Genomic DNA, 23,133 nt, shown 5'->3' with positions numbered 1-23,133 from the left:
TCCTACTCCGCGGGTGCGACGGGGATCAGGATCTCGCCGCCGCCGTCGCGGAACTTCTGGGCCATGTCGGCCATGCCGGCGTCCACGTCGTTCTGCTGGCGGGCGGCGTCGCGGATGTCCTGGCTGATCTTCATCGAGCAGAACTTCGGGCCGCACATCGAGCAGAAGTGGGCCGTCTTGAACGCCTCCTTCGGCAGGCTCTCGTCGTGGTATTCGCGCGCCGTCTCGGGATCGATGCCCAGGTTGAACTGGTCCTCCCAGCGGAACTCGAAGCGCGCCCGGCTGATGGCGTCGTCCCACATGCGCGCGCCCGGGTGGCCCTTGGCGAGGTCGGCGGCGTGGGCGGCCAGCTTGTAGGTCATCACGCCGACCTTCACGTCGTCGCGGTTCGGCAGGCCCAGGTGCTCCTTCGGCGTGACGTAGCAGAGCATCGCCGTGCCGAACCAGCCGATCATCGCAGCGCCGATGGCCGAGGTGATGTGGTCGTAGCCCGGGGCGACGTCGGTGGTCAGCGGGCCCAGCGTGTAGAACGGCGCCTCGCCGCAGGTCTTGAGCTGCTTGTCCATGTTGGCCTTGATCTTGTGCATCGGCACATGGCCGGGGCCTTCGATCATCACCTGGACATTGTGCTTCCACGCGATCTGGGTGAGCTCGCCCAGGGTCTCCAGCTCGCCGAACTGGGCCGCGTCGTTGGCGTCGGCGATCGAGCCGGGGCGCAGGCCGTCGCCCAGCGAGAACGAGACGTCGTACGCCTTCATGATCTCGCAGATGTCTTCGAAGTGCTCGTAGAGGAAGTTCTCGCGGTGGTGCGCCAGGCACCACTTGGCCATGATCGAGCCGCCGCGGCTGACGATGCCGGTCACCCGGCTCGCGGTCAGCGGCACGTAGGCCAGCCGCACGCCGGCGTGGATCGTGAAGTAGTCCACGCCCTGCTCGGCCTGCTCGATCAGGGTGTCGCGGAACACCTCCCAGGTCAGGTCCTCGGCGACGCCATTCACCTTCTCCAGCGCCTGGTAGATCGGCACGGTCCCGATCGGCACGGGGCTGTTGCGGACGATCCAGTCGCGGATGTTGTGGATGTTGCGCCCGGTGGAGAGGTCCATGACCGTGTCCGCGCCGCAGCGGATCGACCAGACCATCTTGTCCACCTCGTCCGCCACATGGCTGAGGACCGCCGAGTTGCCGATGTTGGCGTTGATCTTCACCAGGAAGTTGCGGCCGATGATCATCGGCTCGAGCTCGGTGTGGTTGATGTTGGCCGGGATGATCGCGCGGCCGCGGGCGATCTCGCCGCGCACGAACTCGGGCGTGCAGATGTCGGGGATCTCGGCGCCGAAGTCCTCGCCGTCGCGGATGAACGTGCCGCCTTCCTGGCGGCGCTGGTTCTCGCGGATCGAGACGTATTCCATTTCAGGGGTGATGATGCCCCTGCGGGCGTACTCCAGTTGCGTGACGTTGGCGCCGGGCCTGGCGCGGTAGACGCGACGGGGGGCCGTGAACTCGGGCGCCAGATGCGCGCCCTTGGCGAAGCCGTTGTCCTCGGGCTTCACGGCGCGCGGGGTCTCGACGATCTCGACGTCGCCGCGGCTGACGACCCAGGGCTCGCGGGTCTTCGACAGGCCCTTCTCGATGTCGATGGCGACGGTCGGGTCCGTGTAGGGCCCCGACGGGTCGTAGAGCGTCAGCGCCGGCTCCCTGGCGCTCTCGTGGACGGCCACTTCGCGGAACGGCACGCGGATGTCGGGCCAGAGCGAACCCGCCTGGTAGACCTTCTTCGACCCGGGGCGCTCCCCGGTCGGGATGGCGGCGGCTTCCAGCTTGCCGGCGATCGGCTTGTTCATCGCGCATGTCCTCAAAGGCGGACGGATCACGGGCGTTGGTCGGGGTCTGCCGAGGCCCTTCCCTTCGCCGGCATGACCCGGATCAGGTTCGACGGGTCGTGGGCTCACCCACCTCTCAGCCGCTCCGGCGCGGCCCCCCGAGGATGGTGGCGACGTTAGGCCGATCGCCGGCCCGTGTCATCCGGCAAGGCGCCCTCGTGACAGGCGTACGAGGGGCAGATTCACGCGATGGGCGAGATGCCGTGCGCCAGGCCCGCGCGTCGCGTAACGTGCGCTCCATGAGTGGCGTACTCCTGTGAGCGTGGCTCCCGCCCCGGATTTCGACACGACCGTCGGCGACCTCTACGCGGCGGCGGCGAACGCCGACCTGTGGCCGTCGGCGCTGTCGAACCTGGCCGCCGTGACCCAGAGCCGTGGCGCCCTGGTGACGTCCTCGGACCACACCCACCGGGCGCTGCGCAATTCGCCGAGCCTCGACGACACCGTGAGCCAGTTCTTCGAGGAGGGCTGGAACCGCGACGACCTGCGCACGGCGCGGATCGTGGCGCGATCCTCGCGCAGCTTCGTGCGCGACCAGGACGTCACCCATCCGCGCGAGCGCGAACAGTCTGACTACTATCGCGGGTTCGCCCACGCGGCGGGCGTGCCGTGGTTCGCGGCCTGCGCGCTCTGGGTGGGCCGCGAACCGGTCATGGGCATCTCGATCCAGCGGTCGGCGCGGCAGGGCGCGTTCGAGACCGCCGACCTGGAACGCCTGCGCCGGCTCGAGCCGCACCTGAAGGCGGCGATGAACTTCTGCCGCACCATCGCCGAGCGGGCCGACCTCGCCCGTATCGAGGGCTTCGAGCAGGCGGGCGTCGCAGCGTTCCTGCTGTCCCGCGACGGCGGCGTCTGCGCCGCGAACGCCCTGGCCGAAGCCGAACTGTCGGGCGCCGTGACCGTCGTGCGTCGACGCCTCGTGGCGACCGACGGCGCCGCCGGCGCCGGACTCGCCCGGCTCATCGCCAACGCGACGGCGGAGACCGACCAGGCCGGCGCGCGCGACCTGACGCCGGTCCGCCTCGCCCGGCCCACAGGCGGGACGCTGCTGGCCCAGGCCCTGCCCCTGACCGACGGGCTTCGCCCCAAGGGCGCAGCCCGCGCGATCCTGACGCTGAGCGGGGGCGTTCCGGCCGGCGCCGACGCCGAGATCCTGGCCACCGCCTTCGGCCTGACGCCCACGGAGGCGCGCGTGGCGCATCACCTGAGCCGTGGGCTCGATCCCGAGGAGATCGCCGCCGCCTGCGGGCTCTCCCTGGGCGCGGTGCGCTTCCACCTGAAGGCGATCCTGCCGAAGGCGGGCGTGCGCCGTCAGTCGGCCTTCGTGGCGCTGGCCGCCGCCTTGCTCCGGACCTAGACCGCGAGCGCGCGGCGCCGGCGCAGGCTCGCGCCGACCAGGCCGAACCCGCCGATCAGCAGCAGCCAGGTCGACGGCTCCGGCACGCCGGGCGTGTAGCGAAGTTCGTAGGTGGCGCTCTCCACGGGCTGGGTCAGCGGCGGCGCGCCGGGGCCGTTGCCCGGGAACCGCGGCGGGTTCAGCGGGTCGAACCCGGTCGCGTAGATGCGCGCCAGGACCGCCGCGTCGTCCGACTGCAGAGCCCGGAAGTCAGGCGTGTTCAGCGACCGGTAGAAGGCCAGGACGTCCTCGCCCGAGACCGTCGGCTCGAGGCCGAGCTGGTCGACGACGACCTGGCGGGTGGCCGCCGCGACGTTGGGATCGAAGATGCAGCCCGCGGTGTCGCCGAAGCTGCAGCCGATACCGTAGTTCGTGACCTGGCGAATCTGCGAGTCGTAGACCTCGCCGAAGGTCGGATTGTCCACGATGTTGCGGAGATCGGCGAACCCGGTGGACGAGCAGCCGGCCGCGCAGGGGTCGATGTTGTCGATGCGGTTGCTGGCGAACGTCAGGTTGAAGCTGTCGCCGAGTTGCGACAGCGCGGTGATCTCGCTGAAGCCGCCCAGCGAGATCGTGCCGAGATCGCCCTTGAGCGGCACGTCCAGCAGCGGGCCGAAGTCGAGACCGTAGCCGCTCAGCCCCAGCGCCGTGATGCTGCCCGACAGGTAGCCGACCAGGTCGACCGACGTGTTCAGGTTGCCGACAAGGGTGTCGTAGCGGGTGACGCCCACGCTCAGTGCCCCGGGCGCGCGCACCTGCAGTTCGCTGCCGTTGGCGTCGGTGAACCAGCTCTTGGTCAGCTCGCTCCAGGAATTGGTGGCGACGTTGAACACCGAGACCGGCGCGCTGAAGACGTAGTTCACGCCCGTCTTGATGGCGTCGAAGGCGACGGTCTTGACGATGTCGAGCCCCGCGCCGACCGCGACGGACAGGATGGTGTAGTCGAAGCCCGCGAGCTCGCCCTTGAGATCGAACGGCAGGCCGACCGCCTTGGCAAAGGCCTGGGCGATATCCACCGAGGCGCCCACCAGACCCTGGCGCGATGAGACCGCCGGGCCGCCGGCGCTGTTGGCGGCGTAGGAGTCGAAGTTGGGCAGGCTGCCGGTGACGGTGACGATCTTGGTGGGGTCGGTGTACTTGAACGGGCTGCTGCCGGCGTCGACGCCGAGGACGGCGATGTCCCCCGCCTGGTTCATGCTGAACAGGTTCGTCGTACCTTCGCCCAGATCGACCTTGAACTTGCCCTCCAGGCAGCCCGACAGACAGCCGCGGCCATACGCGTCCAGTTTCAGGCCGTGCCGCAGATCGAGGCCCGCCGAGATGCTGTCGTCGAGACTCATGTAGTTGCCGGCCGCCTGGGTCGACGTGGTGGCCAGCGTAAAGGTCTGGCCGGCGTTGCTGGACGCCATGCCGTCGGCCCCGCGCACCTGCGTCGTGGTGTTGACCATGGCGCCGAACTTCGTGAGCTGGCTGCTGACCATGCTGGCCTCCAGGGCCAGCTTCGGCGTGATCGAGCCGACGATCTCGGCCCCGGCCGCGTAGGGCGGGCTGCCGAGCACGCCGCCCAGGCTGGCGCTGAACTTCTGGTCGACGATCGTGAGCTTGCTGGAGAAGGTCTGGGTGTGCGCGTTCTGACCCGTGAGCATCGTCGTGCTCGACAGGTCGAAGCCGACCACCGCGCCGGCGGGCGATGCGCTGGACGCCAGAACCGCCGCCGCCAGAACGCCCCGAAGCCACAAGCTACGCACCACGAAACCTCCCCACCCACGACCGGGGCCAGAGGCTAAGCCGGGGTCGGGACCGCGCGCGCTACCCAGATGGGCAGGATGCAGACGCGGAACCTCCGCTGTCGTATTCTGTTGGCAGGGGACGCCTAAGGAGACACGCCATGAAGCTGGCGATCATCACCCTGGCCGCCGTCGCGACGACCGGCCTCCTCGCCTCGACCGCACTGGCCGCGAAGGAGGAGTCCGGGCTCGGGCCCGCGCCTGCCGCCGGAACCGGCCTGCCCAGCGGGCAGTGCATCCGCAGCCACGACATCCGCAACCACACCTTCGCCGACGACCGCACGATGCTCATCGACGTGCGCGGGCGCGACACCTATCGCGTCACGATGCGCGGCGCGTGCCTCGCGGGCGCGATGAGTTCGGACCCCATCGTCACCCGCCAGCCGCCCGGGTCGGCTCTGATCTGCAAGCCCATCGACATGGACGTCGCGGTCTCGAAGGGCGGTTTCCCGAGCCCCTGCATCGTGGAGTCGATCACCAAGCTGAGCGCCGCCGAAGTCGCCGCCCTGCCGAAGAAGCTGAAGCCCTGAGACCCGCATGACGCGCATCGTCTTCATCCTTGCGATCGGCGTCGCCGCGATCGGGACCCTGGCCGTCGCCGCCTCGACCTCGCCGCTGGGTCCGCCTCCGCCGGCGGGAACCGGCCTCGACAAGGCGCAGTGCATCATCGACCGCGATCTCGGCAACCACTCGGTGGTCGACCAGAACACCCTGCTCTGGGGCGCCGTCGGCCGCAGCCGCGGCACGTACCGCGTGACTATGCGCAACGGCTGCCTGCGCAGCGCCGTCTCGTCCGACCCGATCGAGATCCGCCAGGTCGGCGGCGGCAGGATCTGCGCGCCGAAGGACCTGCGCATCATCGCCCGCAGCGGGCTCTGCGACGTCGCCTCGATCGTGAAGCTGACGCCGGAGGAGGCCGCGGCGGTGCCCAAGCGGTTGCGGCCATAGCGCAAGGAGTCTAGCGGGTGGGGTCATGCACCTCGCCCGCTTCAACCCCATCCGCTTCGCCCACCTTCCGACGCCGTTCGAGCCCCTGCCCGGGCTGACCGAGCACCTCGTGCGGCCCGGCGGCGGCGGGCCGGCGGTGTGGATCAAGCGCGACGACTGCACGGGCCTCGCGGGCGGCGGCAACAAGACCCGCAAGCTCGAGTACCTGCTGGGCGACGCGCTCGCCAGCGACGCCGACACCCTGGTCACCCAGGGCGCCGTGCAGTCGAACCACGTGCGCCAGACGGCCGCGGCAGCGGCGCGGTTCGGCATGCGGTGCGAGATCATCCTGGAGCACCGGACCGGCTCGACGGCGGTCGACTACAACCGTTCGGGCAACGTCCTGCTGGACGAACTCCTGGGCGCGAAGATCCGCACCGTGTCGGGCGGGACCGACATGAACGCGGAGCTGGCCAGGGTCGCCGCCGAGGTCGCCGACGCGGGCGGCCGGCCCTATGTGATCCCGGGCGGCGGCTCGAACCCCATCGGCGCGCTGGGCTACGTCGAATGCGCGATGGAACTGGTGGCCCAGGCCAACGAGGCGGGCCTGGAGATCGACCGCATCGTCACCGCCACCGGCAGCGCCGGCACCCACGCGGGCCTGGTCGCGGGCCTGGCGGTCATGGGCGCGAACATCCCCGTGCTCGGCATCGGCGTGCGGGCGCCGAAGGAGACCCAGGAGGCCAACGTCTACAGGCTGGCCCGCGAGACCGCCGCGCTGATGGGCCACGAGGATCGCGTGACGCGGGACCTGGTGGTGGCGGACTGCGACTTCGTGGGCGCCGGCTACGGCCTGATCGACCAGCCGGTGATCGACGCGCTGAAGACCATCGCGCGCACCGACGGCATCCTGCTGGACCCGGTCTACTCGGGGAAGGCGATGAAGGGCCTGCTGGCGCTCTCCGAACGGGGCGACTTCGACGGCGAGACGGTCGTCTTCCTCCACACCGGCGGCGCGCAGGGCCTGTTCGGCTACCAGACCGAGCTGGAGGGCAAGCTGTGATCCTCCGAGGCTCCGCAAGGAGCGAAGCAGGATGAGCGATACGTCCCTGACCCTCGGCGTCCTGGGCGGCATGGGCCCTGCCGCCACGGTCGAGTTCCTGGCGAAGCTCCAGGCCTACACGCCCGCCGAGAAGGACCAGGACCACATCCGGGTCATCGCCGACATCAACCCCAAGGCGCCCGACCGCAACACGCCCGGGACCCAGGCGGGCGCCGTGCTGGCCGAAATGGCGGGGGCGCTGCAAGGCGCCGGCGCGCAGGTGCTCGCCATGCCCTGCAACACCGCCCACGCCCATGCCGACCTGATCCAGCGGGCCTCGGGCCTGCCGCTGGTGGACATGATCGCCCTGGGCGCCGAGGCCGCCGCCCGCACCGGCTCGGCCCGCGCCGGCGTGCTCGGCACCAAGGGCGCGCTGAAGCTCTACCGGGAGTATCTGGCCGCGCGCGCCATGGGCCTCGTCGCCCTGCCGCCCGAGGCGCAGGAGCAGTTCATGGTGACGCTCTACCGCATCAAGTCGGGCGACCTGGGCCACGACGTGAAGCGCGAGATGCAGGTCCACGCCGAGGCGCTGCGGGCCGCGGGCGCCGAAGTGCTGATCGCCGGCTGCACCGAGGTCCCGCTGGTGCTCGACAACCGCGACGTGAAGCTGGAGCTGATCGACCCGGGCGACCTCCTGGCCCGCCGCTGCGTCGGCGTCTGCCTCGGCTGGGAGCCCCTGCCGCACGTCCCGGCCTGACATCCAGGCCTCCGCGCAAGCGGCGTCAGAGCCGGTCCGTCCCGAAGGTGTCGCAACTGTTCGGGTCGCCGGTCTCGGCGCCCTTGCGGAACCACCGCATCCGCTGCTCGGAGCTGCCGTGCGTGAAGGCGTCCGGCACCACCTGGCCCTGGGCCTTGCGCTGGAGGGTGTCGTCGCCGACGGCGGCGGCGGCGCGCAGGCCGTCCTCGATGTCCCTGGGATCCAGCGCGACCTGGCCGTTCGAGACCTGCGCGGCGTGCGCCACCCAGACGCCGGCATAGCAGTCGGCCTGCAGTTCCAGGCGCACCGAACCGCTCTCCGCCCCCTTGGCGCCCAGCCGCCGCGCCTTGGCCGAGGCGCCGGTCAGCGTCTGGACGTGGTGGCCGATCTCGTGGGCGATGACGTAGGCGCGGGCCGCCTCGCCGCCGGCGCCGAACTTCTGCTCCAGCTCCTGCCAGAACGAGAGGTCCAGATAGACCTTGCGGTCGGTGGGACAGTAGAACGGCCCCATCGCCGCCTGGCCCGTGCCGCAGCCGGTGCCGGTGGCCTGGTCGTAGAGGACGATGGCGGCGGGCCGCTCGTAGCGCTCGCCCTCCTGGCGGAAAAGCGCGGTCCAGACGTCGTCGACGTTGCCCGAGACCACGTCGACGAAGCGGCCGGCCTGGTCGCTCGGCGCGCCGCGCACGCCGTCCTGCTGCTGCGTCGGGGCCGCGCCCTGCAGGACGCTGGTCGTCGTCGACGGGTCGATGCCGAAGAAGAAGTAGCCGACCAGGGCCAGGATGACGCCGCCCGCGCCCAGTCCCCCCACGCCGACCGCGCCCATGCCGCGCCGGTCCTCGATGTTGCCGCCGCCGTCGCCGCCCCAGCGCATAGTTCCCCCTCTCTGCGTCGCGCGCGCCCCTGCGAATGAAGATCGGCGCCGCTAGGAAATGACCATTGCTAGCGCCGGTTCCGGGCCGCGTCCTGAACCTTCTTGTTGGAGTCGGCCAACAGCGCGTCGGGCGTGGACGGATACCGGCCCGCAGAGGCGGCCTGCGGTGGCGCGGCTTCGTATCTCAGGGCCGGCGCCTGGCGGGGCCCGACGTCGCCGCGCCCGAGCTGGAGGTCGAGCACGGCCTGGTCGGCCCGCAGGCGCGCCGAGGCGGCCTCGAGCTGGTTGGCCTGGTCGATGGCGCGGCGCTGGGCGGCCTCGGCCTGCATCCGCAGGTCCTGCAGGGCGGCCTGGTTCAGCGGATCGAGCACCTGCGCCGCCGCCGGCGCGGCGACCGCGAGAAACACCGGGATCAGCAGGATGCGCATGGGGCCCATGTGGGAACCCAACGGCTGCGCGCCTAGCGCCGTTCCACGGTGAAGCGGGCCAGTTCCTTCTTCGGCATGTCCCACTCGGGCTTCAGTTCGACGGCCTTCTGGTAGTCGAAGTAGGCCGCCTTCATGTTGTCGAGGCCTTCATAGGCGAGGGCGCGGTTGTAGTAGGCCTTCTCCGGCTCATCCACACCCAGCTCGAGCGCCTTGTTGAGGTCGGCGAGGCCGTCGGCGAAGCGCCGCGCGCCCACCGAGGCGGCGCCGCGGTTCACGTAGGCCTCGCCCAGGGTCGGCTGCGTGGCGATGGCGCGGTTGAAGTCGAATTCCGCCGAGGCGAACTCCTTGCGCCGCAGCTTCAGGATGCCCCGGTTCACATAGGTCCCGGCGCGGTCGCGCAGGTTGAGCATCTCGCTTTCCAGCGCCTGGGTGCAGATCGCCTCGTAGCGCGGCTCCGACTCGCCGCCGAGCGCGGCCTGGGAGCATTCCTTGGCCATCCCGCCGCCGATGACGGTGACCGCCCCGGCGTCCGCGCCGCCGGCGATGGCCGCGGCCGCGACCAGGGTGAGCACGAAGACGGATGTGCGCATGGGACGGCCTCCGGAGCCTGATGCGGGCGGAAGCGTCCGCCTGTAACGCGGTTGTGTCAAATCAATCGGGGCGTCACGCGGGGCGGCGGAAACGGCGGAGTTCGCGGTGAAGGATGTAGACGCCGCTCGCGGCGACGATGACCGCTCCGACCAGGGTGAAGAGGCTGGGGAATTCGCCCCAGACGAACAGCCCGATGAAGCTCGCCCAGACCAGTTGCGTATAGTCGAAGGGCGCGATCACGCCGATGGGCGCCTGGCGCAGCGCTTCGGTGAGGAAGAGCTGGCCCACGCCGCCGATCAGGCCGCCCAGGACGAGCGCCGCGAGCGTGAGCGGGTCGGGCGTGACCCAGTGGAACAGCGAGCCCGCCGCGCCCATCAGCACCCCGCCGAGCGTGAAATAGAAGACGATGGTGGCGCCGCGCTCGGTGTCGGCGATCTGGCGGATGGCGACCATGGCGCCGGCGGCGCCGAGCGCGCTCAGGATGCCCAGCGCCACGCCGGTCACGTTCATCTCGCCCGGGACCGGACGGGCCATGATCAGCACGCCGACGAAGCCCGTGAGCACCGCGGCCCATCGGTGGCGGCCCACCTTCTCGGACAGCAGCATCGCCGACAGCGCCGTCATGAAGAGCGGCGACGTGAACTGCAGCGCCGTCGCCTCGGTGAGCGGCAGCCGCTGAACGGCCGAGAAACCGCAGACCATGCCCGTCAGGCCCACGACCGAGCGCAGGGCGTGGCCGCCGAGCCGGTCGGTCTTCAGGACGCCGAAGCCGGTGGTGCGCGCGATGTAGAACGCCAGCGGCGCAAAGGCGAAGAGGTTGCGGAAGAAGATGATCTCGAACACCGGCACGCCGCGCGAGCCCGTCCACTTCACCAGCGCGGACAGGCAGGCCATGCAGGCCATGGCCGCCACCCGGTAGGCGATTCCGAGCAGGATGCGGGGCTGATGGGTCTCGGCGGTCACTGAGGCGCTCTTAAGGAGGGCTGCGGCGGCGGGGTCAACTAGAGCCGCATCGCGACCACGCCCGCGGCGATGCACAGGCCGGCGGCGACGCGCCATCGACCGGCCTCCTCCTTGAGCAGGAACACGCCGATCAGCAGGGCGAAGAGAACGCTGGTCTCGCGCAGCGCCGCGACCAGGGCGACCGGCGCGAGCGTGAAGGCCCACAGGGCGATCCAGTACGAGCCCAGCGACAGCGTTCCCGCCGGCAACCCCGTGCGCCAGGCCGAAAACACCGCGAGCGGCGCGCGCGGGCCGCGGGTGGCGACCGCATAGGTCAGCATGCAGAGCCCGTCGCCCACGAACATCCACATGGCGAAGCCGGTGGCGGTCCCCGCGATCCTGGCGCCCTGCCCGTCGGCCAGCGTGTAGGCGGCCACGAAGACCGCCGTGCCCAGCGCGTAGGCCAGCGCCCTGAACGGAAGACGCGAGACGCCGGCCCCGCCACGGAACGCCATCAGGCCCACCCCGAGGGCGATCAGCGCCACGGCCGCCCAGCCCGCCGGCGGCAGGCGCTCGTGCAACAGCACGATCCCGCCCAGGGCCACCATCGGCGGCGCCGCGCCGCGCGCCAGCGGATAGATCTGCGACAGGTCCCCGTGCTGGTAGGCGCGGATCAGGAAGAGCTTGTAGCCGGTGTGCAGCAGGCTCGCGCCCGCGATCCAGGGCCAGGCGGCCGGCGCCGGAGCGGGCGCGAAGGCCAGGAGCAGCAGCGCCAGCCCGCTCTGCGTCATCGACAGCAGCAGGATCGAGGAGAACCGGTCCCCGCCCACACGCACGACCGCGTTCCAGCCCGCGTGCATCAGGGCGGCGGTGAGGACCGCTGCGAATACGACGAGATCCAGGGTGTCCGCCTCCCGTCCGCATCGCGCCAGCGGGGCGGCGCCCCGTCAAGCGCCAGTCCCGGACGCGTGGCGCCCATGGCCGGAAACGCCGGGAGGTCTGGCCTTTACGCGCGACGGGACGGAAGCTCTGCTGTGAGGGCAACGAAGGGGAGACGCCGATGGGAAGTCCGATCCTGCAGCCGGTCGCGGCGCTGGTGCTGTGGTCGTTCGTGATGTGGGCCTGGCTCTACGCCACGCGCATTCCGGCGATCCGCGCGGCGAACAGGCCGATGGACCCGGCGATGTCCGCGGCCGACCTGAACGCCTTCATTCCTCCGCAGGTCCGCTGGAAGGCCGACAACTACAACCACCTGATGGAGCAGCCGACGCTGTTCTACGCCACGGCGCTGGGGCTCGCGCTCGCCGGCCAGGGCGATGGCCTGAACCTGTGGCTCGCCTGGGCCTACGTGGGCCTGCGCGTCGTCCACAGCCTGGTGCAGGCGCTGGCCAACATCATCCTGCTGCGGTTCGCGGTGTTCATGGTGGCGTCGCTGGCGCTGCTCGCCATGGCGATCCACCTGGCGATCGCCGTCTTCCGCGTCCACGCCATCTAGTGTGCTGGATCTGAAGTTCGCCTGCTTCCGGGTCGGAGCGCCGAGCGAACTTCAGATCCAAAAAGCACACTAGAAACAGTTATTTCTCTAGTGTCCTTATCGATTCCGAAGTTCGACCGAGTCCGCCTCACGCGCTTGCGAACTTCGGAATCGGGACACTAGAAGGCCTGGGCGTCTCCGAAGAGCAGCGGCGCGGTGCGGACCACCAGCATCAGGTCGCGCGTGAAGCTCCAGCCGTCGATGTAGGCGTTGTCGGCCGAGATGCGCTGGAAGAGCCCCTCGTCGTTGGCCACCTCGCCGCGGTAGCCCATCACCTGCGCCTGGCCGGTCAGGCCCGGGCGGGCGCGGAAGCGGTCGGCGTAGCCCGGCACGCGGCGCGACCAGGTGACGTCGTGGCTCAGCGCGTGCGGCCTGGGGCCCACGATCGACATCTCGCCCTTCAGCACGTTCAGGAGCTGCGGCAGCTCGTCGAGGCTGAGCCGCCGCAGGAGCCCGCCCAGCGGGGTCACGCGCACGTCGCCGCGCACCGCCTGGCGAACCCCGTCGCCGTCTTCCATCACGGTCATGGTGCGGAACTTGTAGATGCGGAACGGCCTGCCGTTCAGGCCGGTGCGCTGCTGTCGGAAGAGGATGGGGCCCTGGCTCTCCATCCAGATCGCGGTGCCGATCAGGACCAGCAGCGGCAGGAAGGCGAAGAGCGCCAGGCCCGCGACGACGATGTCGAAGGCGCGTTTTCGCCGGCTCGCGGCGACCCGCGCCGGCGCGGCGGGCGAAGCCACGATCAACGACACCCGCGGCGCGACATGCGCGGTGATTGGCATAGCCAGCCCAGCCTCTGTGCTCCCCCCGACACTCGCCCAACCACGCCCCCGGCATATGGTTCCGGGCCCGAAGCGGATTCGCGGAGAAATTCAGTCGCCGCGCGGGGAACGGGCGCCTAAGGTTCGGCGAGGCCCGAGGGCGAGGCTCGAGAGGGGGCAAAGGGCGATGGCGCGGCGGCTGGTGGACCTGTCGATCCCGATCACCAACGACATCATCTCGGATCCCGACGTGATGCGGCCGAAGGTGACCTACTTCAAGCACCGCGAGACGGTGCCGCAGATGGCCGCCTCGTTCCCCGGCCTGACCGCCGAGCACCTGCCGGAAGGCGAGGGCTGGGCGGTGGAGCAACTGACGCTGTCCACCCACAACGGCACGCACATGGACGCGCCGTGGCACTTCCATTCCACCACCGACCAGGCCGGGACGACGCGGCCGGCGCCCACCATCGACGAGGGGCCGCTCGACTATTTCCTGCAGCCCGGCGTGAAGCTCGACTTCCGCCACTTCGCCGACGGCTATGTCGCCGGCGCCGCCGACGTGCAGAAGGAACTCGACCGCATCGGCCATGAGCTGAAGCCGCTCGACATCGTGCTGGTGAACACCGCTGCCGGCGCGGCCTACGGCGACCCCGACTTCATCCACCGCGGCTGCGGCATGGGCGAGGAGGCGACGCTCTATCTCACCGAGCGCGGGGTGAAGGTGGTGGGCACCGACGCCTGGTCGTGGGACGCGCCGTTCAGCCACACGGCGAAGAAGTGGGCCGAGACCCGCGACCCGAAGCTGATCTGGGAAGGGCACAAGGCGGGCCGCTTCCGCGAGTACTACCAGATCGAGAAGCTGACGAACCTGGAAGCCCTGCCCGCCGACGGCTTCACGCTCTCCTGCTTCCCCGTGAAGATCGCCGGCGCCTCGGCCGGCTGGATCCGCGCGGTGGCGATCCTCGAAAGCTGACCCCCGCGGCGACCGCGGCCCGCCGAGAAGCCGGGCTCAGGCCACGCCGTCCCACCAGGGATAGCCGTTCGGCATGTCGCGGGTGACCTTGCCGGGGAAGTTCGGCGGCCGCTTTTCGAGGAAGGACGAGACGCCCTCCTTCACGTCGCCGCCGGCGCCCAGCGTCATCGCGAAGGGGCCGTCGACCTTCAGCAGGTCGAAGGGATGGTTCGCGCCCGAGAAGCGCCAGAGCATCTGGCGGGTCAGCGCGATCGACACCGGCGCGGTGTTCTCGGCGATCTCCAGCGCGATCTCGCGGGCGCGCGCCAGCAGCCGGTCCGGCTCGACCACCTCGCTGACCAGGCCGCCCGCCAGCGCCTCGTCCGCGCCGAAGACGCGGCCCGACAGGCACCAGCGCAGCGCCTGCGACAGGCCCACGAGCTGCGGCAGGAACCAGGCGCTCCCGGCCTCCGGCACCAGGCCGCGGCGGGCGAAGACGAACCCGAACCTGGCCGCCGTGGAGGCGATCTTGATGTCGGTGGGCAGCGCCAGCGTGATGCCGACGCCGACGGCCGGGCCGTTGAACGCCGCGATCGTCGCCTTCTTGCAGTCGAAGAGCGCGCCCACGAAGCCCACGCCCTCGCTGCGCCGCTGCACCGTGCCCGCACCGCCGAAGTTCTTGGCGCCCTCGCCGCTGGTGGTGTCGAAGCTGCCCGCGCCGGCCGAGAGGTCGGCGCCGGCGCAGAAGCCGCGGCCCTCGCCGGTGAGGATCACCGCGCGCACGGCGTCGTCGTCGTCGGCCCGCCCGAGCGCGTCGGCCAGCTCGGCGCCCATCTGGGCGGTGTAGGCGTTCAGCTTGTCGGGACGGTTCAGGGTGATCGTCAGGACGGGGCCGTCCGTCTCGTACCTGATGGTCTCGTAGGACACGGGGATCGGCTCCGGCTCTGGGGTGGAAGACCGCCCGTCGCAGGCGGCTTTGCAGTACACGTTATAGGAACGAGGAAGGTCAAGCGACGGTCGCGCCCGGGCGTCTGCGCAACGGCCCGGCTGCGGCGACGGGCCGCTATGCCCGCCGGGCGGCGGGGTCTATAGCGGGCCTTCCTGGGGGAGCGGCGCTTTGAGTGGACAGTCCGGGCTGGGCGCAGACGACGACGCCGAGGGGGCCACCGGCGCGGCGCCGCTGGGTCGGCGCGAGGCCGGCAAGGCCGAGCGGCGTCGCCGCATCATCCACGCCGCCCGCGACCTGATCCGCGAGACGGGCAACGCGGGGCTTTCCATGCGCGCGCTCGCGGCCAGGGCCGGCGTCAGCCTGGCCACGCCCTACAACCTGTTCGGCTCGAAACGCGCCATCGTGCTGGCCGTGCTGGACGACGTGCGCGTCTACCAGGACCGCTCCGCCCACCTCACCTCGACCGACCCGCTGGAGCGGCTGTTCGCGGCGGTCGACATGGCGATCGAGTTCTACGTGGACGACCCGCAATTCTACAAAACCCTGTGGGCCGCGGTGTTCGACGCCTCCGACGACGTGCGCAGCGAGATCTACAACCAGGCCCGCAACGAATTCTGGCGCCATCTCGTGGAGGCCACCGTCGAAGCCGGCGCGATCGCCGAGGGCGTCGACGTCGAGCTGCTCTTCAAGCTGCTGGACCGCTGCTTCGGCGCGGCGATGCTGGAGTGGGTGGTGGGCGAGCTGTCGCCCGACCTGCTGGCCCCGACCATCCGCCATTCCTACGCCCTGGTGCTGAAGGGCGCCGCCTCCGCGGGCTGGCGCGACGCACTGGACGCCCGGCTCCAAGAGAGCCAGGCGCGCATCCTGCGGGGCTAGTCTTCGCAGGCCTCCTCCATCGCGTGGATGTGGCCGACGCCGGCGCGTTCGCGCGCGTCCAGCGGCGGCGGCTGGGCGGCGACGGTGATGATCTCCGCGCCGCGCTCCAGCGTCCGATGCACCGGGCAGCGCTCGGCGATCTCCAGCAGCCGGCGGCGCTGGTCGGCGTCCAGCGCGCCCTCCAGGGTGATCTCGCGGGCGAAGCGGTCGCGACCGTCGGCCAGCCGCGTGTGCAGCACCCGCACGGTCCCGCGCGCGAGCGGCCAGCCCTTGCGGGCCGCGTAGAGCCGCATCGTCATCGCCGTGCATGAACCCAGCGACGCGGCCAGGAGGTCGTAGGGGTTCGGTCCGCTGTCGAGGCCCCCGGCCTCCAGCGGCTCGTCGGCCAGGAACACGCTCCCGCCCGCCAGCACCTCGACCTGGAACTTGCCGACGCCGGTCTCGGTGACCGTCACGGTGTCGGGGTCGTCGTTCACCACCGCCATTGGCGGACTCCTTGCACTCAAAGGGCCGCGAGTTCGGCCTGCTGCCTGCGGGTGAGGCCCGCGCGCACGAGATCGTACGATGCGGCCGCAAGACGCTCGATCTCGTCCATCGGGACGTCGGAGTCGAGATCGACGGCGATCCAGAACCGCCGGTCGAGGTGGCTCCTGTGGCCCACGCCCGCGTACTGCTCCCGCAACACCTCGGCCAGCACCGGGTCGGCCTTCAGGATGACGTTCTCGTCCTCGCGCACGCCCAGGATCGCGAACATCTTGCCCATGACCTTGAACAGCAGCACCAGCGGCCGGCCGCTCTTCGAGCGGGCCGGGCCCATCGGTTCGGCGACGGCGCCGGGCATCGCGTCCAGCATCGCCTTCAGCGACGCCGTCTTCGGCTTGAGGTCCATCGGCTCGCCCTCCCCGGCAAAGCCTATTCGAAGCGGTCGCCGCGGCAAGCGGACGGATGTAAGAGCCGGGCACGACGCGTGGAGGTGAGTGCGATGGATTTCTCGAAGCTGCAGGCCACCAGCAAGGTCACCGACGAGTGGGCCTATCCGCTGAAGCCGGCCAACCGGTCGGGCCTCGTGCAGGTCGACACCGCGCCGGACCACAAGCTCTACTGGGAGGAATACGGCGCCCCCGAGGGCGAGCCGGTGATGTTCCTGCACGGCGGCCCGGGCGGGGCGTGCGCGCCGCCGATGTCGCGGTTCTTCGATCCGGCGCGCTACCGCGTGATCCTGTTCGACCAGCGCGGCTGCGGGAAGAGCGAGCCGACGGTGGCCTCCGCCGGCCCGAAGGTCGCGCTCGCCAGGAACACCACCGACGACCTCGTCGCCGACATCGACAGGCTCCGCGACGCGCTGGGCGTCACCGGCAAGATGCATGTGTTCGGCGGTAGCTGGGGCAGCACGCTGGCGCTGGTCTACGCCATCCGCCACCCGCAGAACTGCGCCTCCCTGATCCTGCGCGGCATCTTCCTCGGCGCGCAGGGCGACATCGAGTACCTCTACCAGGGCAATGCGGCGACCTACGAGGACGAGCCCTACGCGCTCACCCTGCCCGGCTCGTACTTCACCTATCCCGACGAGTGGCGCGCGTTCCTGGCGCCGATCCCGCCCGCCGACCGCGGCGACGTGATGGCCGCCTACAAGGCGATCTTCGACATGACGCCGGCCAGCGACGCCGAGCGCGCCCGCCAGCTCGAGGCGGCCGTGGCCTGGTCGAAGTGGGAGGGCGCGATCTCCAACATGATCCCGGACAACGCCGACACCGGGAAGTTCGGCGAGGCCGATTTCGCCCTCTGCTTCGCCCAGATCGAGGCGCACTTCTTCGCCAACGACCTGTTCCTGCCGCCCGACTACATCGTGGACAACGTCGCGAAGCTCGCCGGCGTGCCGACCCACATCGTCCACGGCCGCTTCGACCAGGTCTGCCCGCTCACCCAGGCCTCGCGCCTGGTCCAGGCCATGACCGCGGCGGGCGCTCCGCCGGCCACCTTCGTCATGACCACCGCCGGCCACAGCGCCATGGAACGCGAGACGGTGCTCGCGCTCACCGCGATCATGGACGGACTGCCGAAGATGGCCTGAGACGGCCGCCGGCCCAAGCGTGCGCCGCACGCAAAGTCTGGCGCCCCGGTCGGGCTCGAACCGACACCGGCAGATACAGGCTAGTGTGCTGGATCTGAAGTTCGCCTGCTTCCGGGTCGGAGCGCCGAGCGAACTTCAGATCCAAAAAGCACACTAGAAACAAATATTTCCCTAGTGTCCTTATCGATTCCGAAGTTCGACTGAGTTCGCCTCAGGCGCCTGCGAACTTCGGAATCGGGACACTAGTCGAAGCCCGTCTCGGTTAGATCGCTCGCCCGTACGCCGCTTCAATCGGGCAGGTCGTCCGGCCAGAGTTGTGCGCCGTGGAGGACGCGCAGGATCCGGACGGTCTCATCCGTAACGCGATAGGCGACGATGTAGGAGGTTCGGCCAACGATCAGCTCCCGAGTGCCATCCACCCGCCCAGGCCGACCGCTCTCGGGAAAGTCGATCAACCGCGTCACGGCTTCTGTGAGGCGCGCGTCCACAAGCGCGGCCGCGTGGGCGTCATCGACCTCGATGTGATCGTAGATCGCCCGCCGATCCTCCAGGGCGTATTGCGCCCAGACGAGCTTCACGCCGTCCCTGGCCTCGTCGCGGCGGAGCGCCGCGCGGCGAACTCCGCCTCGACCTCCTCGTGGGCCACGTCCGGTCGGACATCTTCCAGCGCCTCGCGCACTTTGGCTCGGAACCAGGCGTCATAGGCCTGCGGGGAGGCGATCAGTTCGAAGGGCAACGCGCCCTCCCGGGCCGTGCGGGTGAGCAGTATCCGCACCGCGTCGGAAACGGTCATTCCCAACTTCTCGAGGACCGCGGCGGCTTGCGCCTTCACTTCCGGGTCGATGCGGGCCTGGATCAGCTCGTTGGCGGCCATCGACGAACTCCTTCGGCAGGAAGGTAATGCAATTGAATGACACGCGCCACCGAATCCGTTGCGGCGCGAGGTGGCGGTCCATCCACGCGTAAGAGCCCGCCCCACATACCCGAGGGCTCCTCGCTGCGGCGCCGACTCGAAAGAAGAGAGGGCGAGCAGCCACATGGGAATGCAAGGACCCGCGCAAGCGCGCCACCATGGCCCAAAACGCGCTCAAACGTCCTCTGCGCTGTAGGGATGGTGCCCCCGGTCGGGCTCGAACCGACACTCCTTGCGGAACCGGATTTTGAGTCCGGCGCGTCTACCAGTTTCACCACAGGGGCAGCGGTCGCGAACATAGGCGGCGTTGGCCCCGCGTCAACGCGAGCCTTGCGCGGGCGGCGCCGCGGCCTTAGTTGATAATCGTTCGCAATGGTTCGCGGACGCCGGGACGTTTCGCATGCATACCCTGACGGCCGAGGCGAAGGCGCAAGCGGACGCGAGCCTGGCGGGCTGCGTGCGGCTGTCGACGGCCCGACCCGGCGACCGGGGCGTCATCGCCGACGTGCGCGCCGACCACACCCACGAGCATGGCGTGGACGCTCACGAGCTGGAGCGGCGGCTGCTGGAGTTCGGCTTCGTCGAGGGCGCCCGGTTCGAGCTGCTGCACGAGGGCGCGATCTGGAAGGACCCCATCGCCGTGCGGCTCGACGACATGCGCATCGCGCTGCGCCGCCGCGACGCCCACGACGTCTGGGTGCGGCTGGACGGCCAATGAGCGAAGCTGCGATCCGCCCGGCGCGCGTGGCGCTGGTCGGCAACCCCAACACCGGCAAGACCGCCCTCTTCAACGCCCTGACCGGCAGCCGCCAGAAGGTGGCCAACTACGCCGGCGTCACCGTCGAGCGGAAGGAAGGCACGGTCGTCACCGCCGCCGGCCGCACGCTGTCCGTGCTGGACCTGCCGGGCACCTATTCCCTGCGCGCCCGCAGCCCCGACGAGGCCGTCACCCGCGACGCCGTGCTGGGCCGCCTGGCCGGCGAGGAGGAGCCCGACGTCGTCGTGGCGGTCGCCGACGCCACCAACCTGCGCCTCGTGCTGCGCCTGATCCTGGAACTGAAGGCGGTGGGGCGGCCGATGGTGCTGGCCCTCAACATGTACGACATCGCCCAGCGCCAGGGCCTGCGGATCGACCTCGAGGGCCTGCGGCGCGAACTGGGCTGTCCGATCGTGACGACGGTGGCCACGCGCAAGCGCGGCATCGACGAACTGACCGCCAGGATCGACGACCTCGCGGCCGCCGGCGCGCTTTCGCAAGCGAATGCCTGGCGCGAGCCCGACGCCGCCGAGATCCGCGCCGCCCACCGCGAAGCGCAGCGGATCCTCAAGGCCCACGTTCGCCCGCCAGAGCGGCCCGACACCGTGACCGGCCGGGTCGACGCGGTGCTGCTGCACCCTGTCGCGGGGCTGGCGATCCTGCTCAGCCTGCTCTTCCTGATGTTCCAGGCGGTCTTCACCTGGGCCGGGCCGGCGCAGGACCTGATCGACGCAGGCTTCGCCTGGCTGGGCGCGGTTGTAGGCGGCGCGTTGCCCGACGGCCTGATCCGCAGCCTCGTCGCCGACGGGATCATCGCGGGCGTGGGGTCGGTGATCGTCTTCCTGCCCCAGATCCTGGTTCTGTTCTTTTTCATCATCCTTCTAGAGGATTTCGGCTACATGGCGCGGGCCGCATTCCTGATGGACCGGATCATGGGCGGCGCGGGCCTGCACGGCCGCGCGTTCATCCCGCTGCTGTCCAGTTTCGCCTGCGCGATCCCGGGAATCATGGCGGCCCGCGTGATCGACCAGAAGCGCGACCGTATGACGACCATCCTGGTGGCGCCGCTGATGACCTGCTCGGCGCGCATCCCGGTCTACACCCTGATCATCGGCGCCTTCATCCCGGACGAGACGGTCGGGCCGGGCCTGAGCCTGCAGGGGCTCGTCATGTTCGGCCTCTACGCGGGCGGCATCTTCAGCGCGCTGGCCGTGTCGTTCGTGATCCGGCGCGTGTTCTGGCGCGGAGCGGTCGAGCCGTTCCTGATGGAGCTTCCGACCTACAAGCTGCCGTCGGCCGAGAACGTGCTGCGCAGCCTGCTGCTGCGGGCGCAGATCTTCCTCAGCCGCGCCGGCCGCATCATCCTGCCGCTGATGGTGCTGGTGTGGTTCCTCTCCACCTTCCCTGGCCCGCCGCCCGGCGCGACGCTGCCGGCCATCGACTACAGCTTCGCCGGCATGATCGGGCATGCGCTGCAGCCGCTGTTCGCGCCGATCGGCTTCAACTGGCAGATGGTCGTGGCGCTGATCCCGGGCTTCGCAGCGCGCGAAGTGGCGGTGGCTGCGCTGGGCACCGTCTACGCCGTCGGCGACGCCGAGGCCAACGTCGGCGCCCTGGGCGCCCGGCTCGCCGAGAGCTGGAGCCTCGCCACGGGCCTCTCGTTCCTGGCCTGGTACATCTTCGCACCGCAGTGCGTGGCCACCCTGGGCGTCGTGAAGCGCGAAACCAACTCGTGGGGCTGGATGCTGGTCATGTTCGCCTACATGACCACCCTGGCGTACCTGGCCTCGCTGGCCGTCTATCACACCGCGGTGGCGCTCGGGGCCGGCTGAGGCGCTCCACCCGCAGTTGCGTTAACCTCTCTTTTTCCGTGCGCTTTAACGCGGCCGTAAATCCGTGGCGCGAAAGCTGATCCTGCCATGCAGAACCAGCAGGAAACCGCCCAGGACGTTCCCCCGGTCAGGAAGACCATCAAGGTCAAGCAGACCCTGTGCCGGCGCGTCCGTGAGGCCCTTCTATCGCTCGGCGGCGAAGCGCACCGGACGATAGTCATCGAGCAAGTGGCCCGGAACCTCGGCCACGATGTCCGCCAGATCCCCGAGGATCTGCAGATGCAGGTCATCTTCTCGTTCGAGGAAACGTGGAAGGACGAGCGCAAGCGCGCCGCCTACGGCTTCCACCTCCCGTTCGGCGAGGGCTCGCACCGCTGGGGCGTCCGCACCATCGAAGCGCTCGCGGCCTAAGCCGGGATCTTCGGCGGCTCGGCCTCGCCGGCGAGTTGGCCCGCGGCCGTTTGCAGGCGACCGAGAAGGCGGCGGAGCAGGGCGACCTCTTCCGGTGCGAGCCCCGCGATCAGGGCCGCCTCGTAGGCCAGCGCCAACGGCGCGATCTCGGTGTGAAGGCTCCTGCCCTCGCCGGTCAGCGCAAGGACGTGACTGCGGCCGTCGGCGGTGTTCTCCGACCGGCCGATGAGGCGGCGCTTCACCAGGCCCTGGGCCGCGCGGCTGACGGTGACCTTGTCCATCACCGTGCGCGCGACGATCTGCACCTGGGTCAGGGCCCCGTCCTCGGCCAGCACGCACAGCAGCCGCCACTGCGGCACCGTCAGCCCGAAGCGGTCCTCGTAGGCCCGCGCGATCAGCCCCGACACGGCGTTCGACGCCACCGAGAGGCGATACGGCAGGTAGCTGTCGAGCTTCAGCGCCGCGCCGTCGGCCGCCGCCTGGCTTGCAGAGCCCTGGCGAAGCAGGCTCACGGCCTGGCCACTTCCTGTTCGATGGCCCCGAAGATGGAGTGGCGCCTGGCGTCGACCATCTGGATGCGCACCACGTCGCCCGCCTTCATGAACGGCGTCACCGGCTTGCCGCCGAGGATCGTCTCGACCGTCCGCACCTCGGCGAGGCAGGAATAGCCGACACCGCCCTGATCGATGGGCTTGCCGGGACCGCCGTCGGCGTCGCGGTTCGAAACCGTGCCCGAGCCAATGATCGTCCCGGCCGAGAGCGCGCGGGTCCTGGCCGCGTGGGCGATGAGAGTCCCGAAGTCGAAGGTCATGTCGACGCCGGCGTCGGCCTCGCCCAGCGGCTTGCCGTTGAGCTCGACCTCCAGCTTCCCGTGCAGCTTGCCGTCCCTGAAGTCGGGCAGCGCATCGGGCGTCACCGCGACGGGGGAAAAGGCCGACGCCGGCTTCGACTGGAAGAAGCCGAAGTTCTTGGCGAGTTCGCCGGGGATCAGGTTACGGAGCGAGACGTCGTTGCAGAGCATCACGAGGCGGATCTGCTCCAGCGCCTCGTCGCGGCTCGCGCCGAGCGGCACGTCGCCGGTCACCACCGCGATCTCGCCCTCCATGTCGCAGCCCCAGGCCTCGTCGGCGAGCGGGATCGGATCGCGCGGTCCCAGGAACCCGTCCGAGCCGCCCTGGTACATCAAGGGGTCGGTCCAGAAGCTCTCGGGCATGTCGGCGGCCCGGGCCTGCCGGACCAGGGCGACGTGGTTCACATAGGCCGAGCCGTCGGCCCACTGGTAGGCCCGCGGCAGCGGGCTCATCGCGTCGTGCTCGTGGAAGCGGGCCTTCGGCACCGAGCCGTGCTCCAGGCTCTCGGCGAGGCCGCGCAGTTCGGGCCCGCAGCGCTCCCAGTCGTCCAGCGCGGCCTGCAGGGTGAGCGCGATCCGGTCGGCGGGCGAGTACCAGGCGAGGTC

27 protein-coding genes, 1 tRNA gene and 1 riboswitch are annotated in these 23,133 nt (G+C 70.4%); of the genes, 12 read left to right on the top strand and 16 right to left on the bottom strand.

Features of this window, described 5'->3' with window-relative positions; translation table 11 throughout:
- Positions 1-2: 2 nt before the first annotated feature.
- Positions 3-1,841 (bottom strand): phosphomethylpyrimidine synthase ThiC, encoded by a 1,839-nt coding sequence (gene thiC, locus JNL41_RS03745; protein WP_293472932.1) that lies wholly within the window; start codon positions 1,839-1,841, stop codon positions 3-5.
- A 42-nt stretch (positions 1,842-1,883) separates the two neighbouring features.
- Positions 1,884-1,991: riboswitch (TPP riboswitch) on the bottom strand.
- Between the two features lie 145 nt (positions 1,992-2,136).
- On the opposite strand from thiC, the gene JNL41_RS03740 reads away from it, so the two are divergent.
- Entirely contained in the window at positions 2,137-3,237 is a 1,101-nt protein-coding gene (locus tag JNL41_RS03740; protein ID WP_293472931.1) for a LuxR C-terminal-related transcriptional regulator, read from the top strand.
- Here the strand turns inward: JNL41_RS03740 and JNL41_RS03735 are convergent.
- A complete protein-coding gene (locus tag JNL41_RS03735) occupies positions 3,234-5,024 on the bottom strand; it encodes a PEPxxWA-CTERM sorting domain-containing protein (RefSeq protein ID WP_293472930.1) in 1,791 nt (596 codons plus the stop codon). The two genes, JNL41_RS03740 and JNL41_RS03735, sit on opposite strands and share 4 nt — an antisense overlap.
- A gap of 140 nt (positions 5,025-5,164) precedes the next feature.
- Between JNL41_RS03735 and JNL41_RS03730 the strand changes: the two genes are divergently transcribed.
- From JNL41_RS03730 to JNL41_RS03715, 4 genes are read left to right on the top strand one after another with little or no spacing between them, the layout of a single operon-like run.
- The gene (locus tag JNL41_RS03730; protein WP_293472929.1) at positions 5,165-5,593 is read left to right on the top strand and encodes a DUF6491 family protein; all 429 of its coding nucleotides are present in this window, start codon (positions 5,165-5,167) and stop codon (positions 5,591-5,593) included.
- Positions 5,594-5,600: 7 nt separating this feature from the next.
- Positions 5,601-6,011 carry a hypothetical protein gene (locus tag JNL41_RS03725; RefSeq protein ID WP_293472928.1) on the top strand — a complete coding sequence of 137 codons (411 nt, stop codon included), beginning with the start codon at positions 5,601-5,603 and terminating at the stop codon, positions 6,009-6,011.
- Positions 6,012-6,036: 25 nt separating this feature from the next.
- Entirely contained in the window at positions 6,037-7,053 is a 1,017-nt protein-coding gene (locus tag JNL41_RS03720) for a D-cysteine desulfhydrase (RefSeq protein WP_293472927.1), read from the top strand.
- Positions 7,054-7,084: 31 nt separating this feature from the next.
- Complete coding sequence (locus JNL41_RS03715) at positions 7,085-7,789, top strand: amino acid racemase (protein ID WP_293472926.1); 705 nt, start codon at positions 7,085-7,087, stop codon at positions 7,787-7,789.
- A 25-nt stretch (positions 7,790-7,814) separates the two neighbouring features.
- Here JNL41_RS03715 and JNL41_RS03710 read toward each other — a convergent pair whose 3' ends face one another.
- From JNL41_RS03710 to JNL41_RS03690, 5 genes are all read right to left on the bottom strand, one after another.
- Positions 7,815-8,660 (bottom strand): neutral zinc metallopeptidase, encoded by an 846-nt coding sequence (locus JNL41_RS03710; protein ID WP_293472925.1) that lies wholly within the window; start codon positions 8,658-8,660, stop codon positions 7,815-7,817.
- A gap of 68 nt (positions 8,661-8,728) precedes the next feature.
- A complete protein-coding gene (locus JNL41_RS03705) occupies positions 8,729-9,097 on the bottom strand; it encodes a hypothetical protein (protein ID WP_293472924.1) in 369 nt (122 codons plus the stop codon).
- Positions 9,098-9,120: 23 nt separating this feature from the next.
- Positions 9,121-9,678: a hypothetical protein gene (locus JNL41_RS03700; RefSeq protein ID WP_293472923.1), complete on the bottom strand. Its 558-nt coding sequence runs from the start codon at positions 9,676-9,678 to the stop codon at positions 9,121-9,123.
- A gap of 73 nt (positions 9,679-9,751) precedes the next feature.
- Complete coding sequence (locus tag JNL41_RS03695) at positions 9,752-10,642, bottom strand: DMT family transporter (RefSeq protein WP_293472922.1); 891 nt, start codon at positions 10,640-10,642, stop codon at positions 9,752-9,754.
- Positions 10,643-10,680: 38 nt separating this feature from the next.
- Positions 10,681-11,457, bottom strand: a complete 777-nt coding sequence (locus JNL41_RS03690; protein WP_293472921.1) for a DMT family transporter — start codon at positions 11,455-11,457, stop codon at positions 10,681-10,683.
- A 224-nt stretch (positions 11,458-11,681) separates the two neighbouring features.
- Between JNL41_RS03690 and JNL41_RS03685 the strand changes: the two genes are divergently transcribed.
- Positions 11,682-12,116 (top strand): MAPEG family protein, encoded by a 435-nt coding sequence (locus tag JNL41_RS03685; protein WP_293472920.1) that lies wholly within the window; start codon positions 11,682-11,684, stop codon positions 12,114-12,116.
- 158 nt (positions 12,117-12,274) lie between these two features.
- Here the strand turns inward: JNL41_RS03685 and JNL41_RS03680 are convergent, their stop codons facing one another.
- Positions 12,275-12,937: a sugar transferase gene (locus JNL41_RS03680; protein WP_293472919.1), complete on the bottom strand. Its 663-nt coding sequence runs from the start codon at positions 12,935-12,937 to the stop codon at positions 12,275-12,277.
- Between the two features lie 166 nt (positions 12,938-13,103).
- On the opposite strand from JNL41_RS03680, the gene JNL41_RS03675 reads away from it, so the two are divergent.
- Complete coding sequence (locus tag JNL41_RS03675) at positions 13,104-13,889, top strand: cyclase family protein (protein WP_293472918.1); 786 nt, start codon at positions 13,104-13,106, stop codon at positions 13,887-13,889.
- A 36-nt stretch (positions 13,890-13,925) separates the two neighbouring features.
- On the opposite strand, the gene JNL41_RS03670 is transcribed toward JNL41_RS03675, so the two are convergent.
- A complete protein-coding gene (locus JNL41_RS03670; protein WP_293472917.1) occupies positions 13,926-14,795 on the bottom strand; it encodes an enoyl-CoA hydratase-related protein in 870 nt (289 codons plus the stop codon).
- Positions 14,796-14,985: 190 nt separating this feature from the next.
- On the opposite strand from JNL41_RS03670, the gene JNL41_RS03665 reads away from it, so the two are divergent.
- The gene (locus JNL41_RS03665; RefSeq protein ID WP_293472916.1) at positions 14,986-15,693 is read left to right on the top strand and encodes a TetR/AcrR family transcriptional regulator; all 708 of its coding nucleotides are present in this window, start codon (positions 14,986-14,988) and stop codon (positions 15,691-15,693) included.
- Here JNL41_RS03665 and JNL41_RS03660 read toward each other — a convergent pair.
- A complete protein-coding gene (locus JNL41_RS03660; RefSeq protein WP_293472915.1) occupies positions 15,690-16,178 on the bottom strand; it encodes an OsmC family protein in 489 nt (162 codons plus the stop codon). The genes JNL41_RS03665 and JNL41_RS03660 overlap by 4 nt on opposite strands.
- A 17-nt stretch (positions 16,179-16,195) precedes the next feature.
- Positions 16,196-16,582, bottom strand: a complete 387-nt coding sequence (locus tag JNL41_RS03655; RefSeq protein ID WP_293472914.1) for an MmcQ/YjbR family DNA-binding protein — start codon at positions 16,580-16,582, stop codon at positions 16,196-16,198.
- A 93-nt stretch (positions 16,583-16,675) separates the two neighbouring features.
- Between JNL41_RS03655 and pip the strand changes: the two genes are divergently transcribed.
- The gene (gene pip, locus JNL41_RS03650) at positions 16,676-17,764 is read left to right on the top strand and encodes a prolyl aminopeptidase (RefSeq protein ID WP_293472913.1); all 1,089 of its coding nucleotides are present in this window, start codon (positions 16,676-16,678) and stop codon (positions 17,762-17,764) included.
- Between the two features lie 287 nt (positions 17,765-18,051).
- Here the strand turns inward: pip and JNL41_RS03645 are convergent, their stop codons facing one another.
- The 3 genes from JNL41_RS03645 to JNL41_RS03635 form a co-directional block, all read right to left on the bottom strand.
- Positions 18,052-18,342 (bottom strand): type II toxin-antitoxin system RelE/ParE family toxin, encoded by a 291-nt coding sequence (locus tag JNL41_RS03645; RefSeq protein WP_293472912.1) that lies wholly within the window; start codon positions 18,340-18,342, stop codon positions 18,052-18,054.
- Complete coding sequence (locus tag JNL41_RS03640) at positions 18,339-18,638, bottom strand: type II toxin-antitoxin system RelB/DinJ family antitoxin (protein ID WP_293472911.1); 300 nt, start codon at positions 18,636-18,638, stop codon at positions 18,339-18,341. The genes JNL41_RS03645 and JNL41_RS03640 overlap by 4 nt, the downstream gene beginning before the upstream one ends.
- 238 nt (positions 18,639-18,876) lie before the next feature.
- Positions 18,877-18,961: transfer RNA gene (locus tag JNL41_RS03635), tRNA-Leu, on the bottom strand.
- Positions 18,962-19,077: 116 nt separating this feature from the next.
- On the opposite strand from JNL41_RS03635, the gene JNL41_RS03630 reads away from it, so the two are divergent.
- The 3 genes from JNL41_RS03630 to JNL41_RS03620 all read left to right on the top strand — a co-directional run bounded on the left by JNL41_RS03630 (position 19,078) and on the right by JNL41_RS03620 (position 21,677).
- Complete coding sequence (locus JNL41_RS03630) at positions 19,078-19,395, top strand: FeoA family protein (RefSeq protein ID WP_293472910.1); 318 nt, start codon at positions 19,078-19,080, stop codon at positions 19,393-19,395.
- Positions 19,392-21,266, top strand: coding sequence for a ferrous iron transporter B (locus JNL41_RS03625; protein ID WP_293472909.1), 1,875 nt, complete (start codon positions 19,392-19,394; stop codon positions 21,264-21,266). The genes JNL41_RS03630 and JNL41_RS03625 overlap by 4 nt, the downstream gene beginning before the upstream one ends.
- An 87-nt stretch (positions 21,267-21,353) precedes the next feature.
- The gene (locus tag JNL41_RS03620) at positions 21,354-21,677 is read left to right on the top strand and encodes a hypothetical protein (protein WP_293472908.1); all 324 of its coding nucleotides are present in this window, start codon (positions 21,354-21,356) and stop codon (positions 21,675-21,677) included.
- Here JNL41_RS03620 and JNL41_RS03615 read toward each other — a convergent pair.
- Together JNL41_RS03615 and JNL41_RS03610 are read right to left on the bottom strand one after the other, a co-directional pair.
- On the bottom strand, positions 21,674-22,135 hold the full coding sequence (locus JNL41_RS03615) for a MarR family winged helix-turn-helix transcriptional regulator (RefSeq protein ID WP_293472933.1): 462 nt from the start codon (positions 22,133-22,135) through the stop codon (positions 21,674-21,676). The two genes, JNL41_RS03620 and JNL41_RS03615, sit on opposite strands and share 4 nt — an antisense overlap.
- Before the next feature lie 50 nt (positions 22,136-22,185).
- Positions 22,186-23,133 (bottom strand): fumarylacetoacetate hydrolase family protein (locus tag JNL41_RS03610; protein ID WP_293472907.1); only part of this gene is annotated, 948 nt, incomplete at its 5' end.

Source organism: Phenylobacterium sp., assembly GCF_016793285.1.
GTDB lineage: Bacteria > Pseudomonadota > Alphaproteobacteria > Caulobacterales > Caulobacteraceae > Phenylobacterium.
Note: the sequence above shows the minus strand (reverse complement) of the source record. Positions and strands in the feature narration are given on the sequence as shown.